Below are 19,669 nucleotides of genomic sequence, written 5' to 3'. Positions count from 1 at the left end.
AACTAAAATGTAGCCATAAAAACGGTTACAAGGTTTAAGACCCCTTATGTTTATTAAACCCGGCAAATTACTATCTACCGTAAATAGCCCTGAGGAACTCAGGAAGCTAAGCAAAGACCAGTTACCACAATTTTGTGATGAACTTCGTCAATACATTATTGATACGGTCTCTATAAACGGAGGACACTTTGGTGCGAGTCTGGGCGTGGTAGAACTTACCGCAGCCTTACACTATGTATTCAATACCCCTGACGACAAACTCGTTTGGGACGTTGGTCACCAGGCTTATGGCCACAAAATCATTACAGAAAGAAGAGATAAATTTTATTCCAACCGTGTGTATGGAGGCTTATCTGGTTTTCCTAAAATCTCAGAAAGTAGATACGACGCTTTCGGCGTAGGCCACTCTTCTACCTCTATTTCTGCTGCCTTAGGTATGGCTGTAGGATCTAATCTCAATGGCGATAAAAATGCTCAGCACATTGCGGTAATTGGAGATGGAGCCCTAACTGCGGGTTTGGCTTTTGAAGGCATGAACCATGCTGGCTCTTTAAAAGATGCCAACATACTCATTATCCTAAATGATAATTGCATGTCAATTGACCCCAACGTGGGTGCTCTTAGGGAGTATTTGACAGACATTACCACCTCTAAGTCTTATAACAAAGTCAAAGAAGAGGTCTGGAATCTATTAGGTAAAATGAGCCACTTTGGTAAGAGTGCCAGAGAAATCGTAAAGAAAATAGAAAATGCCATGAAAGGAGCTGTTCTAGGCAACAGCAACTTTTTTGAAGCATTAAATTTAAGATATTTTGGGCCAATAGATGGTCATGACATTGACCACATGGTGCATGTTCTGGAAGACCTAAAAAACATTCCAGGTCCTAAAATTTTACATTGTATCACCAAAAAAGGCAAAGGCTACGAGCCAGCGGAGAAAGACCAAACAAAATGGCACGCTCCAGGTCTTTTTGATAAGCTGACAGGTGAAATAAAACAAGTAAATTCACCTACACCTCAACCACCGAAATATCAAGTGGTTTTTGGTAAAACAATAGTGGAACTAGCCGAAAAGAACAGTAAAATTGTAGGTGTTACACCTGCTATGCCATCGGGTTCTTCCCTGAACATCATGATGGACGCCATGCCTGATAGGGCTTTTGATGTCGCCATAGCAGAACAGCACGCCGTTACTTTTTCTGCCGGAATGGCCACAAAAGGACTGACGGTCTTCTGCAATATATATTCTACATTCATGCAGCGTGCCTATGACCAAGTCATTCACGATGTATGCTTACAAGGCTTACCCGTTATTTTCTGTTTAGATAGAGCTGGATTTGCGGGTGCAGATGGCCCTACACACCATGGAGCTTATGATTTGGCTTTCATGCGTTGTATACCAAACATGATAGTATCTGCTCCTATGAACGAAGAAGAGCTGAGAAACCTAATGTTTACGGCTCAGTCTGACAAGATTCAGTCTGGTAAAGAGGCCTTCACCATCAGATATCCAAGAGGTAAAGGAGTGATGGTAGACTGGAAACTTCCAATGCAAGAAATAGCAGTGGGAAAAGGTAGAAAAGTAAAAGATGGTGAAGATATCGCTGTTTTAAGTATAGGTCATATTGGTAATGAAGCTTTAGCTGCTGCCAATGAATTGGAAAAAGAAGGACTGTCTGTCGCTCATTACGACTTACGTTTTGTTAAACCGCTTGACGAAGCCCTTTTACACGAAGTGTTCAGTAGGTTCTCAAAAGTGATCACTGTAGAAGATGGCTGCTTACAAGGAGGCATGGGCTCTGCGGTACTGGAGTTTATGATAGACCATGGTTATACTGCTCAGGTAAAAAGACTAGGTATTCCTGATAGACTGGTGGAGCATGGAGAGCAAGAAGAACTTCAAGCCGAATGTGGTTTTGACCAAGACGGGATCAAAAGAGCTTGCCTTGAAATGGAAACTGTAAAAACGGCAGTCTAGATTAAAATGCCACACTTACAGTCTGTAAGTTTAAGAAACCTCCCAGAAGAAGAAGAATTTCCTTTTACACTCCCACTTATCAAAGATTTGGAGCCTATAATATTCAACAAAAACATCACGTTTTTTGTCGGAGAAAATGGTGCTGGAAAATCTACCATACTAGAGGCCATAGCCTATAAACTTAATGTGCCCGTTGCAGGTACGGCGAGCGTGGAACTAGACCCCATGCTGGAAAATGCCAGAAAACTGGGTAAATACCTTAGCATAAGACAAACTACAAAATCATCCCGAGGATTCTTTCTTAGGGCCGAAGACTTCATAGGCTTTGTTAAAAATATACAGCGACAAATAGCCGAACTTACTTCCGAAATAACAGAAATAGAAGATACTTGGACCGTCGGGGACATCTACTTAGCAACCAAATACATCAAAGAAGAACGCCAAGAACTTATAGACCGCTACGGTGAAAACTTAGATGCCATGAGCCATGGCGAAGGTTTCCTTAAATTTTTCCTTTCTAGAATAACCGGAACCGGTGTTTATCTCATAGATGAACCAGAAGCAGCCCTCTCTCCTACGCGATTACTATCTTTAATTTCACTTATCCGTCAAAAAGTAAATGATGTGGATGCTCAATTTATAATAGCCACACATTCCCCCATTATCATGGCCATCCCAGAAGCCGAAATACTACATTTTAAAGATGGGAAAATAGCTCCTATTGCTTATGAGGAGACAGAGCATTATCAGTTAACTAAAAGTTTTTTGGATAATCCTGAGGTGTATTTGAGGGAGTTGTGAAGCCGCATTGATTTAATTTTTTAAGCCTTAATCATTCATATTCACTAGTTTAACATCAGAAATTAGGTTTACTGACATCTTTTCAGTATATTGATATAGTACAAAAGTTTTAGAATTTAATTCTAACGCTTCACTTTTGAGCCCCAAATATTAACCTGTAAATAAGGTATTCTTCTACGTTTGGGAATCTTCCAGTTTTACCCGATTCAGGGCTATTTGTATCTCAATTTAAGCGATGGCTTATGATAGGTCATTAGTGTCCTTATGTCTTATACTTATATTAATTTATGTCAAAAACAATTACTGATCAATTATTCGATCGTCGTGAAAAAGTCGTATCTAACGGTGTAGGAATTTTCGTCAAATCCTCCGTCAAATCAGCTCTAAACAGTACCATTCAAAACTATGATGGAGATTCATACATCGATTTTGGTGGAGGAATAGGCGTCTTAAATGCTGGACATTGCCCTCCTCCAGTAGTAGAGGCTATAAAAGCACAAGCTGAAAAACTCATTCATTCCTGTTTTCATATTTCAATTTATGAACCCTATATAGCCTTATGCGAAAAGCTAATTGACTTACTTCCTCATGGAAAGGAAACCAAAGCCATGCTTACCAATACAGGAGCAGAATCTGTAGAAAATGCCATCAAAATAGCTCGACAAGCCACAAAAAGAGAGGCCGTCATTTGTTTTACCGATGCTTTTCATGGACGCTCAATGATGGGTATGACACTTACCTCAAAGATCGATTATAAGATTGATTGTGGCCCCTTTGCTCCTGAAGTATATAGGCTACCCTTTCCCAACTTTTATAGATATGGTGATGGAATGACAGAAGATGAGTTTTCTGACCATGAGCTAAAAAGACTTCATGAGTCTACGAAAAACTTAGTTGACCCAAATAATGTAGCCGCCATAATTCTGGAGCTTGTTCAAGGAGAAGGCGGATTTAATCCAGCACCTAAAAAATACATCAAAGGACTCCGTAAATTCTGCGATGAGCATGGTATTGTATTAATTTTCGACGAAGTGCAATCTGGCTTTTGCCGCACAGGCAAATGGGCTTCTTACGAACATTATAATGTCTTGCCAGACCTCTCCACTTGGGCCAAGTCTATGGGCTCAGGAATGCCCATAGGAGCTGTTATTGGAAAAAAAGAGATTATGGATGCTGCAAAGCCCGGAACTATTGGCGGCACCTACTTAGGTAATCCGGTTTGTTGTGCGGCCTCTTTGGCTACCATAAAATATATGGAAGACATGAACCTTAACGCCAAAGCTGATAAAATAGCCCATATCGTTCACGAGCGATTTACTGCTCTGCAGAATAAGTGTCCTAGCATAGGTGATGTACGCGGACTTGGTGCCATGCAAGCCATAGAATTCGTTAAAGATAGGAATCCGCAAATTCCTGATAGTGAAATATGTAAAGATTTAATGGCGGCTTGTTTATTAAGAGGTTTAATAATTCTCAGTGCAGGTACGCATAAAAATGTAATCAGAGTTTTAAGTCCGCTTACGATAAGTGAAGAAACCCTCTATCAAGGACTGGATATCATTGAGGAAGAATTAGTGAAAATAACCAATCGAAAACCTTCCTTTTGAATATTCTACTTTCTTCATTATTAGCTCAATCCTAGATTAATATTTAAAAACATATGAGTAATACTTTTGCCATTGGTGGCATACAAATGCACGTTTCAGCAATTCATAGCAATGTGGCTGTAATGAAACAAAAAGTGGACATCATGATGTCCGTATATCCATGGGTTCAAATGATTGTTTTCAGTGAGCTTTGTGCCTTCGGACCACTTTCCCGAAATCAAATGCCTATTCCAAACATTATTGAGGAAGAATTTAAGCAATTAGCAAAAAAACATGGTATATGGTTGGTTCCAGGAACCTTGTTTACGAACAAACAAGATAAAATTTATAATACGGCCATTGTCATAAATCCTCATGGTAAACTGATTGGAAGATATGATAAAATGTTTCCATTTTACCCTTACGAAGAAGGCGTCACAGCAGGAAGCGAATTTATGATTTTTGATGTGCCAGAGGTTGGGAAGTTTGGCCTTTCCATTTGCTACGATATGTGGTTTCCTGAAACTTCTAGAACCTTAGCTGTTAAAGGCGTAGAAGTCATCATTCACCCCACTTTAACCGGTACTATTGATAGGGATATCGAGCTTGTGAACGTGCAAGCTACGGCAGCCATTCAACAATGCTTTGTAGTTGATATTAATGGATTAGGAGATGGCGGTAATGGACGCTCAATTATTTGTGGTCCCGATGGAAGAATAATTTATCAAGCAGGTACGTCTGAAGAAATGATTCCCATTGAAATTGATATTGAACGAGTAAGAAGAAGCCGAGAATTAGGAGTACTTAGGCTGGGACAACCTTTAAAAAGCTTTAGGGATAATAAAGTATTGTTTGAGATATACCAAAAAGACACAGCCCTGCCCTATTTAAACACACTGAGTGAACTAAAAAAACATTCGAAAAATGCACTTAAGCCTGACAAATGAGGCCAAAAGATCAAATCTATCTCTTAATAGAAAAGCCTATTCAAGCTTAGCTTAAAAATAACCCCAATATCATGTCTATTTCTATAACACATAATAAAGATTGTTTCAATATTTCCCAATTGCGACTTAACACTTGGAATCACCTCAAAAACAGTACTCAAAAATTGGTTAAATCCAAAGTTGAACGCTTAGCAATTAAAAACGATGTTATAGCTGATCTTAAAAACCTTGAACTCATAGAATCCTATTGGTCCTTTCCAGGCAAAGATAACATGCAGTTGCTTAAACAAATGCTTGAAAGAAAAGAATATACCGCCCTTACAAATAGTGTAAGCGATAACATAAGAATGCTGGTTAGTGAATCTTACAGAGACGGAGATTTAGATAAGAAATCAAAAAACACAAAAAAGAAAACTCAAGAGCCCGCAAATGAATTTAATGAAAATTACTTTGAGGTGTTAATGGTAGATAACCTCAACGAAAGGGATGAAGAAAGAATAAAAGATAAGTTCCATCAAATGAGGGGGAGTAATGACAAGTTGGTTTATGATTTACTTTCAGTTACAACTTTTCAGGATGCATTGATTGCTATTTTATTCAATTACAATATCCAATCCTGTATAATAAGATATGGCGTTCCTTTCAAGTCCAAAAACAAATTAGATTTCATAAATCCCTTTATTTCGAAATTATACGAACATAAATTCCAGACGGAGACTGAAACAAACTTGGGAATAATTCTGGCAAACCTCATCAAAGAGTTACGTCCTGAACTTGACATATATTACGTTACCGATACAGCCGTAAGTGAAATAGACGACACTTCGTTAAACAATTTTAGGAGAATCTTTTACCGGAAGGAAGATGTTCAAGAGCTTCATCTTAGTATAATAAGGGGTATAAAAGAAAGGTATAAAACACCATTTTACACCGCTTTAAGAGAGTACAGTCAGAAGCCAACTTCTGTCTTTCATGCCATGCCAATATCTAGAGGAAACTCTGTCTTTAGGTCGGGATGGATCAAAGACTTTGGAGAGTTCTATGGCAGAAACTTATTTTTGGCGGAAACTTCGGCTACCACGGGAGGGTTAGATTCGCTCTTACAGCCTACGGGTCCGCTGAAAGAGGCCCAAGAGTTAGCTTCTAAAGCCTTTGGCTCGGAACATACCTACTTCGTAACCAATGGCACCTCGGCATCCAACAAAATAGTAGTTCAAGCCCTCATTGAACCAGAAGACTTAGTTCTTGTTGATCGCGATTGCCATAAGTCGCACCATTACGGCATGGTGCTCGCGGGGGCGTATCCAGTCTATTTAGATTCCTATTCTTTGGAAGAATATTCCATGTATGGGGCTGTTTCTACCAAAACCATCATCGACAAACTTCAGCAATTGAAAGCCGCTGGCATGCTGCATAAAGTCAAAATGCTTTTACTTACCAATTGTACATTCGATGGCTTGGTATATAATGTAGAAAAAGTCATGGAGGCTGTATTGGCTATTAAACCTGATATTGTTTTTCTGTGGGATGAGGCTTGGTTTGGCTTTGCTGGCTTTACTTATAATTATAAGCAACGGACAGCAATGTATAATGCCCAAAAGCTTCGAAAAAAATATCATAGCGAAGCATACAAGTCTAAATATGCAGAATTAAAAGCAAAAAAAGACCCCGTTTTGGCCACAATGCCAGACCCTGATCAGGTTAAAGTCCGTGTATATTCTACCCAATCAACACATAAAACGCTTTCATCATTTAGGCAGGGCTCTATGATTCATATTCATGATGAAGAGTTTAAACGAAAAGCTGAAGATGCCTTTCATGAGGCTTATATGACACACATTTCTACCTCCCCCAATTATCAAATTTTGGCTTCGCTGGATGCTGGGCGTAGGCAGGTACAATTTGAAGGATTTGAACTTGTAGAAAAAAGCCTTGAAATGGCTATGATTCTAAGGGTTAAAATAAACGAACATCCAAGTCTCAAAAAGTACTTCGACATTCTTACCGTAAAAGATATAATTCCTGAGCAATACAGGACATCGGGCATAGACCATTATTTCGAGGCCGAAACAGGAAATAGTAATATGGAAAAAGCTTGGGCAAATGACGAGTTTGTTCTTGACCCCACCAAAATCAATTTATATATAGGTAAAACAGGTATGGACGGCGATACCTTTAAAAACCGCTACTTGATGGATCAGTTTGGTATTCAAATCAATAAAACATCAAGAAATACCGTTTTGTTTATGACAAATATTGGTACCACAAGGGGATCTATTACCTACTTAATTGGAGCACTACTCAAAATTGCAAAGCAGCTTGATGAAGATACCTTAGCCCTGAATAACCAAGAAGCTAAAATAGCCCAAGCACAAATCGTTTCCCTTACTAAGGACGTGCCACCACTTCCTCATTTTAGTAGTTTTCATTCTTCTTTTCAAGCCGTAACAGGGGTACCGGGCGGTGATATTAGAGCGGCATATTTTCTAGCCTATAAAGAAGACCAATATACTTATATCAAGCTATCGGACACTTTAGCGGCTTTAGACGCCGGTCAAGAACTTGTTTCTGCCTCTTTTGTGATTCCATACCCTCCAGGCTTTCCCATTTTAGTACCTGGGCAGGTGGTAAGTAAAGGAATATTAGAGTTCTTTATAAAGCTAGATGTAAGTGAAATTCATGGCTATAGGCCAGAGTTAGGGCTTAAAGTTTTCAACCAAAAGGCATTGGATAGAAATAATCCAAAGCCAACAAAAAACAATGCAAGAGCCACTACAAAAACTAATAAATAGATTTCGAAATTTCAATACAATAAGAATGTCAAAAAATAACGCCTCAACATCTGTGAAAACACTTAAAAATATATCTGATATACGTAGTTTTTTTCATAAAAATGAAACGCCAATCTATTTCATAAGTGCCACAAACTTTAATTTATTAGGAGCCGACGAATGGATTAAAGGCTTCAAGTTTATATGCTATATAGAGTGTTTTGACGGTAAACATCCCAACGTTTTCTCGCCTATAGAAGAAACTCCACATGACGAGTTTCAAAGCATAGAAGATATTAACAACTACATGCTAGAACATAAAGAGGTAGTAGATTATATCAACTCTAGAAAAGTAAATGGAAAAGTTGGAAAAGCTTTGTTTTTGATGTTCGATGAAAAAACCGAAAAACTAGCAGAAAAGCTTGGACTAGAGATTTGCTTTCCCTCAGCAAAGCTTCGAAGCTCCTTAGATAATAAAGTAAACACCAATAGGATTGCAGAAAAAGCAAATGTGGCTTGCGTGCCATATGTTCTTTCTAAAGTAGAAAACTATACCCAAATGAGGGAAGTGTCTAGGGAGCTTGGGGAAAAGTTAGTGATTCAGCTCCCTTTTGGAGATTCGGGTCACACCACGTACTTTATCAATAATGAGGAAGATTATAACAAGAATGCTAAAGAAATAGAAGGTGAAGACGAAGTGAAAATCATGAAGTGCATCCGTTGCAGAGGGGCCGCCATAGAGGCTTGTGTTACTCAGCATGGTACCATTGTGGCTCCACTTATGACAGAGCTTGTAGGTTTTAAAGAACTTACCCCATACAAAGGCGGCTGGTGTGGAAATGAAATATCAGGTAACATTTTCCCTGACAGTGTTCAAGAAAAGGCCAGAAAGTATACGAAACGTTTTGGTGACCAACTCATTAAGGAAGGATATAAAGGGTATTTTGAGCTTGACTTTTTAATAGATCAAGACAATCAAGAAATCTACTTAGGAGAGTTAAACCCGAGAGTTACAGGGGCCAGTTCTATTACCAACCATGCACTTTTTGCCTTGGCTGATGCCCCATTGTTTATGTTTCATACGCTCGAATACATGAATCAGCCCTATGAACTTGATGTAGATGAAATAAATACTAGATGGTCAGATAAAGATAATATAGATGACTGGAGTCAGTTGGTAATTAAGCATGTAGAAGACAATGTAGAATTAGTAACAAGTGCTCCTGAATCTGGAATATGGAAAATGACCGCAGATAAGAAAATTTCCTATGACAGAATGGATACTCACCGTAGGGCTGTAGAAAGCGAAGACGAAGCATTCTATCTGAGAATTAGCAAAAAAGGAGATTATCTATACGAAGGTGCTGATATGGGTATTTTAGTTATGAGAGGTAGATTTATGACCCAAGATTTTCAGTTAAATGAAAAAGCGAAAGCTTGGATAGCGGCCATTAAAGCAGCATATAAATCAGTTCCTACAATTGATACCCCAGAAATACACAATAAGGTGGCCGAAATTGCTGGCTTTAAGCTCATGTAAATATGCTGATCTCACTAAATTGTATTGATGAAGAAAAACCAGGGGCTAAATGGCAGCAAGTTTTTCACAAATCTTGGCCCTTTTATAGAGATTGGTTCCTGATGGAGGGAGCGTCTGCTCGGCCTGGATACTTGACCAGTTCTATAGAGTTAGAAAAATTTATGCCTGAGCTTATGCCCATTTACAGGCAACTGTGCCAATTAGCCGGAGGCGATGACCTGTCCGCTAGGTATTTAAGTATGTATTGTCCGCCTCCCTATTTGGCGGCATGTAGTCAAATGGTATGGGTAGAAAAAGAGCCCGTTTTGATACGAAACTATGACTACAATCCCGCTCTCTTTGAAGGTGCTATGCTCCGTACCAACTGGTTGCAGCCAATCGTTGGAATGTCGGACTGCAACTGGGGTCTTTTGGATGGAATTAATGCTAGTGGCTTGGCCATTTCGCTGGCTTTTGGTGGTAAAAAGGCAAGGGGAGTAGGGTTCGGTATTCCAATAGTTATTAGGTATTTGTTAGAAACGTGCCGTTCAGTAGAAGAGGCTCGCCAAAAACTATCTTATTTACCCGTACATATGGCCTATAACATTACCATGATAGACAAACACGCAGACTATAGTACTGTTTATGTAGGCCCTAATCAGATTCCATTAATTACAGGAGATAAGGCGGCTACCAACCATCAGCAAGTGGTAGAGTGGGAAAACTATGCATTGATGACCTCTTCTCAAGAAAGAATTGATACGCTTATAGCGAACATGAATGTGCCCAACCAAACGGAAACAAACTTATTGAATGCATTTGCCGTGCCCCCATTATTTGTTTATAAACCAGAAAACTCCTTTGTCACATTATATACCTCCGTTTATCGACCGTGGAGTTTATCCATGAAGCTTTTTTGGGAAGGACATATCTTAGATCAAAGCACGCATAGTTTTACAGAAAAAATTTATACCAAGAAATTCAACAAACCCAATTATTAAACGCCTTGGAATCCATAATTACAAGCAGTTTAACGAAAAATAATTTTAGAAACATGAAATTCCAGTCTGTCAATCCATACAATAATCAAGTTTTAGCTACCTACATCGAGCACTCAGAAGTAGAAGTAAAAAACATTATTAATAACAGTCAAACCAGCTTTGAAGATTGGCGTGACTGGACATTTACTCAACGAGCTGTTATTCTACAAAATGCAGCTCAAATTCTTAAGAAAAATTTAGAAATCTATGCCCAGACCATTAGTTTAGAAATGGGAAAGCCGATTTCTGAGTCGCGAAGCGAAGTAAACAAATGTGCTTGGGTCTGTGAATATTATGCAGTGCATAGTGAATCTTTTTTAGCCACAAAACATATTTCTACCGATGCCCAAGAAAGCTTCGTTTCACACGAGCCTATGGGTTGTATTCTGGCCATTATGCCATGGAATTTCCCTTTTTGGCAAGTGTTTCGTTTTGCCGCTCCTACACTTATGGCAGGTAATGTGGGCTTATTAAAACATGCAGCCAATGTCTTTGGCTCTGCCACACATATTGAAGAAATCTTTAAAGAGGCAGGCTTGCCTAAAGGTGTCTTTCAAAATCTAATTGTCCATCACGATAAGGTCACAGCTATATTAGCAAATCCTATAATCAAGGCCGTTACACTTACTGGAAGTGAACGGGCTGGAGCTGCAGTAGCCGCTGTTGCAGGTAAGAATATTAAAAAATCTTTACTGGAATTGGGCGGAAGTAATGCCTTTATCGTTTTGGCTGATGCAGATATTGATAAATCAACCGACATCGCTGTTAATGCACGTTTTATGAATGCAGGACAAAGCTGTATTGCGGCCAAAAGGTTTATTATACTAGAAGATGTTTATGACGAATTCGTAGAAAAATTTATTGCAAAAGTATCCCTATTAAAATCTGGTGATCCATTGGCAGAAGACACAAAGATTGGAACACTTTCAAGAGCCGATTTTGCGGATTCACTTAAAATTCAAATGGAATCTTCCTTAAAAATGGGAGCCAATTTAGCTTTAGGCGGCGAAATTAAGGGAGCTTATTTTCAACCGACAATTCTAACGGATGTAACTTGCAATATGCCTGTTTTTCAAGAAGAAACTTTTGGCCCAATCGCTCCTATTTGTAAAGTTAAAACCACGGAGGAAGCCTTTGAAATAGCTAAAAACACATCATTTGGACTAGGAGTCAGTGTATTCACCAGAGACTTAGTTAAAGTAAAAGAGTATATTAAATTGATTCCCGACGGAGCATTTTTTGTCAATGATATGGTGAAGTCAGACCCAAGGCTACCTTTTGGAGGTACAGGAAAATCTGGTTTTGGGCGTGAACTTTCTAAAGAAGGAATTTTGGAGTTTGTTAATATTAAGACCGTTTATATAAAGTGAGAGGAAAAAGAGCACTTTCAGTTAACTAAATCTTTTTTAGATAATCCCGAAGTGTTTTTAAGGGTGTTGTAACCTAAGACTGCTCCTTCGTTCGTTTTTCCGCTAGACGGTTAATACCAAACATTAAAGCTCCTGAGGCTATCATGGAAGCTATCACTACACCGCCCAATAAAGGATAATTTTCTACAAAACCATCAGTACGCTGAACCACTATCATACCTGCTATGGCGGAAGCTATTCCTCCAGAAATTTGAGAAACGGATGAGTTAATACTCATAAATGCTCCCCTATCTTTTAAATCAGGAATGGCGGTTATAAGTGAGGAAGAGGATATCATTCGGGCGTTTATGCCTAAAAACAAAATGATATTTAGCACCAAAATGACCCAGAAAGGTGTCACACCTAAGTTGGTGTAAATTCCCACCAAGATAATTCCTAAAACCGTCCCAAATATAAAGACTTTGAGTCTTCCGTACTTGTCTGACATTTTGCCTAGAATTGGGCCAAAAACTATGGTAAAAACGCCTGTTATTCCGTAAAGCAAAGGCAGCTCTTCCAAAGTGATTCCGAGATTATTAATTCCGTAAGTAGAGCCGAAAGGCATGAGCATAAAGCCACCTGTGGCTAGCAAAGTAGTAGCCAAAAAGACTTTGATATAATCTGGGTTTGAAATGGTACTGAATAAATGCTTAATTGGGTTTTGACCTTTATTGGCTTCTAAGTGTGTGTTTATTGGTCTAATTTTCCAAACCATGACTATGCCTACCAAAATTCCCACTATAACAATCATCCAAAAGCTAGAATGCCAGCCATAATTGTTTGCTAAATATAGCCCTATGGGTAAGCCTAGAATTTGCGAAGCTGCAAAAGCCATTTGGGTAAAACCCATTACTCTTCCACGTACTTTAAGCTCGAATATATCGGTGATAATAGCAAAACCTATAGAACCAATTACGCCTCCAAAAACACCCGTGAAAATTCGAGCGGCAAGAAGCATGAGATAGGTATTTGCAGAGGCACATAAAGCTGTTCCAATCAAAAAGCCGACATAAAAGAAAAGCAACAACCTTTTACGATCAAACTTATCCGCAAAACCTGCGGCCAAAATACCTGACACACCCGCACTAAAAGCATAACCAGATACCACCCAACCAAACTGAGCAGTAGTAATATTCATTTCTGGTATAAGAATGGCACCCAAAGGCGACAATACCATAAAATCTAAAATGACAGTAAATTGAATAAAGGCCAAAATAGCAATCATGAATACCTGATAGCGAGTGAAAACACTTTCTTTCTCCATTAGTAATTTTAAAAGCTTGACTTGGTATTAAGAACCCTTAATGACTGGATAATGCCGCTTCAAGAATACGGTGTAACAATTATTATAATTGAGGTAGATATTCATGTTGTATGCAAAAAAACACTTCTATATCTTCCTAAAAAGGCGAAGGTAAGTTTTAATTGTTTAGTCCGCTATGATGAAATTTATTTAGTGCTAGACCAAATACGTTTTAGTGCTCTAGGGTTTCTTAAAGCATAGGCATTTAAGAAAACGTGAAACTGTGTCATTCTTTCTACATATCCCTACTTTTTAAGGCGGGAACAAACATTTAGAGAGTCTTTTCAAACTAAAATAAAACAAATTATGAAAACGCTATTTTCAATGGCTGCCGTCCTGCTAACGCTAATTTCTTTACCAAAATACGCTGTTGCACAAGACACCTCTTGGGGGCCAATGATAGGTATTAATGGATCTAGTATTCCCAACTTTCCGCTTAGCTCATTCAAAACAGGAGCCAACCTAGGGGTGTTTTTGAATCATTCTAAACACGAGCACTTAGGACTTAAAGTGGAGGCATTTTATTCACAAATGGGATCAAACTTTGAAAACAAAGTAGATCAAATAGAGATGCATTACTTCCAAGTTCCTGTTTATGGTGTTTGGTATCTAAATGATAAAGGAAACGACTTCCGACCTAAAATTATGGTTGGGCCATATTTAGGCTTTCTAGCTGGAGCTTCTGGCTCAAACACCAGTGGAAACAACTTCTCTAAAGAAAACTTTAAGAGTGTAGATATTGGAGGTAAAGCCGCTGCAGGTTTTAACTGGAAGCTTAATCCTAAAATGTGGTTAAATACAGAATTCTATTTCGGCGGTAGTTTTGCAAACATCTACAAAACGGATATTATCAATATTAAAAACCAAAACCTTGGTTTGAACCTTGGGCTTAGTTTCCCAGTCAACTAATTTTAATATACTGATTCACAGGCACATGGTGCTTGTGGATCAGTTTTATTTAGTCAAGAAAACATAACCAGCGAGGTTTCTTTACCTAAACTTAATACCACTAGCACATTTCTACTTCGATTTTAAGGACAGAAAGCTGTAAATTGGGCTCATATATACAAGACCCAAAACCTTCATGAAGACAAAAAGCTTTTTAATACTCCTTCTACTTATTCCCTTTTTAGGGATATCCCAAACAAACAATCCTAGTTTTCTGGTAAAACCTTATTTACAGGATGCAGAGCCCATCTCCATAAAAATAATGTGGGAAACGTCTTCGGGCGAAGAAAGCATCGTAGAATATGGGATCACTCCTAAACTGGGCAGCAAAGCCACAGGAATAGCCTTCGATGTGAATTTTGGTGAATCCAGAATACATGAAGTCAAGTTAAAAGAACTCAAGCGTTTTACCACCTATTATTACCGAGTGAAAACGGGAAAACTGGTATCGGATATTTACCAGTTCAAAACACCCCCATTCCCCTCTGACAATGAGTCCTTCAATATCATTGCCATGAGCGATATGCAAAAAGACAACCAGAACCCAGACAAGTTTTTAGAAGTGGTTAACGATGGTATCCTTCAATATCTCAACAAAGAATTTGATGGCAGCCTTCCAAATAACTTGGCCATGGTTTTAATACCTGGAGATCTGGTGGATAGGGGAACAGTCTACGAGCAATGGAAAAATGATTTCTTTAACCCCGCGGAAAAGCTTTTTTCAGAAGTTCCGGTATATCCAGTCCTAGGAAATCATGAAAGAAACGCAACATTCTACTTCAAATATTTTAGTCTTCCGGAAAACGGCACCCCTGGATATTCAGAACACTGGTGGTTTAAAGATTATGGTAACACAAGAATAATAGGGTTAAACTCCAACGACGGCTACAGAGATAGTAAAGAGCAATATGAATGGCTGCAAAAACTATTAGAAGAAACCGCCAAAAACGAGGCTATTGACTTTGTTTTCGCCCAGCTGCACCATCCGTTCAAATCTGAACTTTGGATTCCTGGTGAAGAAGATTTTAGTGGCAAAGTGGTTAAAATGCTAGAAAACTTTTCAACCAAAACGGGTAAGCCAAGTATTCACTTTTTTGGGCATACGCATGGTTATTCTAGAGGGCAATCTAAAGATCACAAACACCTTTGGATAAACGTAGCATCCGCCGGCGGTGCCATTGACAATTGGGGTGAATTTGAAGGTAGAGATTATGATGAATTTACCGTCACTCAAGACGAATACGGCTTTGTAATGGTGGAAGTAGACGGAGATAAAGAAAATCCAAAATTCACCATTAAAAGAATTAGTAGAGGAAACGAAGATCTGCTAAGAGACAATGAGAAAACAGATCAAATAACGATCTACAAGAAAGAAAGAAAACCTTCAGCACCTATGGCCTTATCTCCAAATAATGAGACCGTAGCCATTACAGGAACATTGCTAAAAGCAGGCCCTTTTAAAAGTACTTTTGAAACCGCCACACATGCCGCTTCCAATTGGCAAATAGCCGACAACGAAAACTTCGAAAACCCAATTTTTGACAGCTGGAAACAATCTGAGAACTGGTATTATTTAGAGAATCGTCAGAAAAATGATGATTTAACAGATGAAAAAACCAAAAGACTTAGTCCTAATAAAAAGTATTTTTGGCGAGTAAGATACAGAGACCAAAGCCTTAACTGGAGCGACTGGTCTGAAACCAAATCGTTCCATACTGCCGAATAAGTCAGAACTCAACAAAACACAAAAGACTCCTTTCCGGCATGGAAGGGAGTCTTTTATTTATAGGCTTTTCTAAGCTTTCCTTACAAACTCTGATTTCAGTCCCATAGCACCAAAACCATCTATCTTACAAGCAATGTTATGGTCGCCATCTGTAAGACGAATATTTTTAACCTTAGTGCCCGCCTTTACAGGCTTTGGAGCACCTTTTACTGGCAAATCTTTGATTACCACCACGCTATCTCCATTTTGAAGGACATTCCCATTGGAATCAAGAATCTGACTCGCCAACTCTTCCTCCGACAGCTCTGAGGGATTCCACTCATGAAAACACTCTGGACAGACTAATAAACTGTCCATAGGATACGTATACTCGCATTTACATTTAGGACATGGTGGAAACTCGCTCATAGGGATTTTTTATTTTCGTTGAGCTACAAAGATACCTTTTTAGAAAGTGTGCTCATAAGGTTTTGCTCCAATAAAAAAGCGACCTGCATTGATAATATCAACACAGGCCGCCTAATATCAAATACGAATTCTTCTTATTTCTTACCAACTACAGCTACTTCCGCAGCTTTAAGTCCCGCATCTTTTTCTCTTAAAAGCTGTCTTTGCATCGCATCAACTACGATAGGAGCAGCAATATATAGTGAAGAATATGTTCCTACAATTACGCCTAAGAACATGGCGAAGATAAATCCACGGATAGTTTCTCCACCAAAAATCAAAAGAATAAGCAATACTAACAAAGTAGCAATACCCGTTACGGCCGTTCTACTCAAAGTGCTATTCAAGGCGTTATTGATAACTTTAACAATATCCTCTTTGGCTTTGCTCTTATCATTTAGGTACTCACGAACACGGTCAAAAACAACGACCGTATCATTCATTGAATAACCCATAAGTGTTAATACCGCACCCACAAAAGCCTGATCAACATCTAAAGAGAAAGGAAGGATACCATTGAAGATAGAGAAGATACCAAGTATTACCAAAACGTCATGGAATACCGCAACAACGGCTCCAAAACTAAAGGCCACACTTCGGAATCTTAAATAGATATATATAAAGGTCAATATCAATGAGTACAGAATGGCTTTTAAAGAGTTCCAGATGGTATCGTTAGCAATAGTAGGCCCAACTTTAGAAGAGCTTACTACTTCACCTTTATTACCGTCAATATCCGCAACTATTGAAGCTATTTGCTCCTGAATTTGAAGCTCCACATTTGGGTCTGTATTGTCAATCTCGTAAGCTGTAGTAACCTTAACTTGATCAAAGCCTCCAAAAGTTTTCACTTCTGCGTTAAAGCCTGCATTTTCCATCGCCTGTCTTACGTCTTCTGTTTTTACAGAATTTTCAAACTTGGCTACGTATGTTCTACCTCCTTTAAAATCTACTCCTAAACCAAAACCTCTAATTCCGATAGAGATAGCACCGGCTATAATAATACCACCAGAAATCATGTAGAAGATTTTACGCTTGTTCACGAAATCAATGTTAGTGTCTTTAAACATCTTTTCTGTCCAAGAAGTAAAGAAGCTAATGGTTTTACCTTTCTTGATATAATGCTCAAACACCAATCTAGAGATGAAAATGGCACAGAAAAGAGAAGTAAAAATACCTATCAACAAGGTTGTAGCGAAACCTAAAACCAAACCAGTACCGAAGATAAATAAGATAACACCGGTAATTAAAGTGGTAACGTTTGAGTCAATAATAGATGGCATCGCAAATTTGAAACCGTTTCTTACCGCAGTAGCAAATGGCTTTCCTTCGTCCAGTTCCTCTTTTATTCGCTCATATATAAGTACGTTGGCATCCACGGCCATACCCACAGAAAGTACGATACCGGCAATACCCGGTAAGGTTAACGTCGCACCAAAAGAGGCCATCACACCTAATAATAAAATAAGGTTAATGATCAATGCAAGGTTAGCAATCCAGCCAGCTTTGTTGTAATAAATCATTACAAAAACCAAAACTGCCAACAAACCTACCAAAGAAGAAATAACACCAGCATTTACGGCACTCTCTCCAACAGAAGCTCCTACAATAGCTTCTTCAATGATATGTGTAGGTGCAGGAAGCTTACCGGCTTTCAAAACGTTGGCCAAGTCACTTGCTTCTTCTAGCGTGAAGTTTCCAGAAATACTTGAGTTTCCACCCGTAATTTCCTGATTCACATTTGGTGCAGAATATACATAGTTATCTAAAATAATGGCTACTCGCTGACCCACATTTGCTGCGGTCAAATCTCTCCATTTTCTAGATCCCGTAGCGTTCATTTGCATGCTTACATCTGGCTGACCTGTAGTAGGATCATAATCCTGACGAGCATTTGAAATCACATCTCCTTCTAAAGGTGCATTACCTAAGTCTTTCACCATATAAAGGCTTACCAACTCCTCGTTAGTGCCCTCATTCATAAATGGCTTCACATCATATAAGAAACTTAAATCCGCAGGAAATAACTGACGAACCACCGGTCTGTGCAAAATCTCATTAACTCTTGTGGTATCTTTAGTTCTAATCATTAAGCCTCCTTGACCTCCAATAAACAAGTTACTGAATGTACTATTTGCCAATAAAGAGTCTGAAGGCAATCCTGTGCTATCTGCACTTCCCGATAACTGAGAAGCTAGATCATTTCCACTTGTAGTGTCTGTGCTAGCAGCCTTGGCAGATTTTTTATTTACGAACTCAGAAAGTTTGCTTGTTTGTGCTTCTAAGTCTAATTGAGATAAGTAAGAAGAGAATGCCTCAAAAGAAGATCCAATTTCTTGTGGCTCGTAAACTTCGCAAAACTCTAATTTAGCAGCACCAGATAATAATTTTCTTACACGTTGCGGATTATCAATACCAGGAAGCTCTACTTGAATTCTGTTTGTTCCTGGAAGTCTCTGAAGATTTGGGTTAGCTACACCAAACTTATCTACACGCGTTTGAATAATATTAAATGCTCTGTCAAAAGCACCGTCCACCTCATCTCTAATGTATCTGATAACTTCCCCGTCTGAAGAGTTAAGGCCAAGTTCGCCTCTATTAGAAGAATTTGAAAATACTCTCGCTAAAGAAACATTAGGTGCTAAAGCTTTAAACTCACTAGCAAAAATATTTACAAAGTGATCTGAACTTGTCACTGCCTTCACCGTGGCATTTTCAATAGCCTGAGCCACTCGCGGGTCTCTTGAACCACTAGCCAATGACTTCACGATATCATTAGGAGAAACTTCAAGAATAACGTGCATTCCACCTTGAAGGTCAAGACCTAAACCTAATTCCTGCTTTGTAAGATCCTCTAAAGTAGTTCCAAAAAATACTGGCTGCTTCCAAAGAGAATCCAAATATCTTTGTTTCTCTTGTCTGTTTACATTACCGTCCGCGTCCATTGCATACGCCTCTGCGTCGTTTCTTATGCTGTTGGCCTTGTAGGTCCTCACCAAATAATAGATACTAACCGCCATGAATATGGCCACCAGCGTCAATACTCCACCTTTATTTCTCATATTGTTAAATTGTCTCGCCCCATTTGAAAGACTTTTTTTTGTTTAGGAAACCACGGGGCATTCGGATTCCTGGAATGAATGTTTTTTAATAAAATCTGGATTGAAAACGAATTGTTAGAATAAACAATCGTT

The 19,669-nt window shown here is 38.8% G+C and carries 13 protein-coding genes; 10 read left to right on the top strand and 3 right to left on the bottom strand.

Features of this window, described 5'->3' with window-relative positions:
- Positions 1-46 precede the first annotated feature (46 nt).
- The 8 genes from dxs to ACSBFT_RS18750 all read left to right on the top strand — a co-directional run bounded on the left by dxs (position 47) and on the right by ACSBFT_RS18750 (position 12,012).
- Complete coding sequence (gene dxs / locus ACSBFT_RS18785) at positions 47-1,978, top strand: 1-deoxy-D-xylulose-5-phosphate synthase (protein ID WP_463046398.1); 1,932 nt, start codon at positions 47-49, stop codon at positions 1,976-1,978.
- A 6-nt stretch (positions 1,979-1,984) separates the two neighbouring features.
- Positions 1,985-2,779 (top strand): AAA family ATPase, encoded by a 795-nt coding sequence (locus ACSBFT_RS18780; RefSeq protein WP_489602005.1) that lies wholly within the window; start codon positions 1,985-1,987, stop codon positions 2,777-2,779.
- A 287-nt stretch (positions 2,780-3,066) separates the two neighbouring features.
- Positions 3,067-4,386, top strand: coding sequence for an aspartate aminotransferase family protein (locus tag ACSBFT_RS18775; RefSeq protein WP_489602004.1), 1,320 nt, complete (start codon positions 3,067-3,069; stop codon positions 4,384-4,386).
- 53 nt (positions 4,387-4,439) lie between these two features.
- The gene (locus ACSBFT_RS18770) at positions 4,440-5,312 is read left to right on the top strand and encodes a carbon-nitrogen hydrolase family protein (protein ID WP_489602003.1); all 873 of its coding nucleotides are present in this window, start codon (positions 4,440-4,442) and stop codon (positions 5,310-5,312) included.
- Positions 5,313-5,383: 71 nt separating this feature from the next.
- Positions 5,384-8,104, top strand: coding sequence for an aminotransferase class I/II-fold pyridoxal phosphate-dependent enzyme (locus tag ACSBFT_RS18765; RefSeq protein WP_489602002.1), 2,721 nt, complete (start codon positions 5,384-5,386; stop codon positions 8,102-8,104).
- Between the two features lie 25 nt (positions 8,105-8,129).
- Positions 8,130-9,623 carry a biotin carboxylase gene (locus ACSBFT_RS18760; RefSeq protein ID WP_489602001.1) on the top strand — a complete coding sequence of 498 codons (1,494 nt, stop codon included), beginning with the start codon at positions 8,130-8,132 and terminating at the stop codon, positions 9,621-9,623.
- A gap of 2 nt (positions 9,624-9,625) precedes the next feature.
- Positions 9,626-10,603: a C45 family autoproteolytic acyltransferase/hydrolase gene (locus ACSBFT_RS18755; protein WP_489602000.1), complete on the top strand. Its 978-nt coding sequence runs from the start codon at positions 9,626-9,628 to the stop codon at positions 10,601-10,603.
- Between the two features lie 53 nt (positions 10,604-10,656).
- The gene (locus ACSBFT_RS18750) at positions 10,657-12,012 is read left to right on the top strand and encodes an NAD-dependent succinate-semialdehyde dehydrogenase (RefSeq protein ID WP_489601999.1); all 1,356 of its coding nucleotides are present in this window, start codon (positions 10,657-10,659) and stop codon (positions 12,010-12,012) included.
- A 73-nt stretch (positions 12,013-12,085) separates the two neighbouring features.
- On the opposite strand, the gene ACSBFT_RS18745 is transcribed toward ACSBFT_RS18750, so the two are convergent.
- A complete protein-coding gene (locus tag ACSBFT_RS18745; RefSeq protein WP_489601998.1) occupies positions 12,086-13,315 on the bottom strand; it encodes an MFS transporter in 1,230 nt (409 codons plus the stop codon).
- A 345-nt stretch (positions 13,316-13,660) separates the two neighbouring features.
- Here ACSBFT_RS18745 and ACSBFT_RS18740 point away from each other — a divergent pair, with 345 nt between their 5' ends.
- Together ACSBFT_RS18740 and ACSBFT_RS18735 are read left to right on the top strand one after the other, a co-directional pair.
- Positions 13,661-14,263 (top strand): porin family protein, encoded by a 603-nt coding sequence (locus ACSBFT_RS18740; protein ID WP_489601997.1) that lies wholly within the window; start codon positions 13,661-13,663, stop codon positions 14,261-14,263.
- A gap of 175 nt (positions 14,264-14,438) precedes the next feature.
- Complete coding sequence (locus tag ACSBFT_RS18735; protein ID WP_489601996.1) at positions 14,439-16,028, top strand: purple acid phosphatase family protein; 1,590 nt, start codon at positions 14,439-14,441, stop codon at positions 16,026-16,028.
- A 69-nt stretch (positions 16,029-16,097) separates the two neighbouring features.
- Here the strand turns inward: ACSBFT_RS18735 and ACSBFT_RS18730 are convergent, their stop codons facing one another.
- Together ACSBFT_RS18730 and secDF are read right to left on the bottom strand one after the other, a co-directional pair.
- Positions 16,098-16,436, bottom strand: a complete 339-nt coding sequence (locus ACSBFT_RS18730) for a zinc ribbon domain-containing protein YjdM (protein WP_489601995.1) — start codon at positions 16,434-16,436, stop codon at positions 16,098-16,100.
- A gap of 134 nt (positions 16,437-16,570) precedes the next feature.
- Positions 16,571-19,537 (bottom strand): protein translocase subunit SecDF, encoded by a 2,967-nt coding sequence (gene secDF, locus ACSBFT_RS18725; protein WP_489601994.1) that lies wholly within the window; start codon positions 19,535-19,537, stop codon positions 16,571-16,573.
- Between the last annotated feature and the right edge of the window lie 132 nt (positions 19,538-19,669).

The sequence above is a fragment of the Arcticibacterium sp. SM2516 genome, from assembly GCF_057914865.1.
Note: the sequence above shows the minus strand (reverse complement) of the source record. Positions and strands in the feature narration are given on the sequence as shown.